The following is a 235-nucleotide window of genomic DNA, read 5'->3' as shown; positions in this document are numbered from 1 at the left end:
CACCAGCGTGTCCATCCTCGCCCAGCACTCCGCCACCCGCGAGGCCCTGCTCGCCGACAGTGCGCGCCTGCGGGCGATGCTCGCCGAGAGCGGCTTTGCCGACGCGGAGGTGTCGGTGGACAGCGGGCGCGCCGACGGCGGCGAGGGCCGCGAGGGCTTCGCCGAGGGTGGCCGGGGCGATGGCGGCCCGGACGGGGGCGGCGAGCCCGGCGCCGGGGACGGCGCGGGCGAATCC

1 protein-coding gene is annotated in these 235 nt (G+C 79.6%); it reads left to right on the top strand.

Annotated elements, in window-relative coordinates; translation table 11 throughout:
• On the top strand, nucleotides 1-235 hold a 235-nt coding region (locus R0J92_RS26700; protein ID WP_411053904.1), incomplete at both ends, for a flagellar hook-length control protein FliK.

The organism is Tritonibacter sp. SIMBA_163, assembly GCF_046535935.1.
GTDB lineage: Bacteria > Pseudomonadota > Alphaproteobacteria > Rhodobacterales > Rhodobacteraceae > Epibacterium > Epibacterium scottomollicae.
This window is presented reverse-complemented; position numbering and strand designations above follow the sequence as displayed.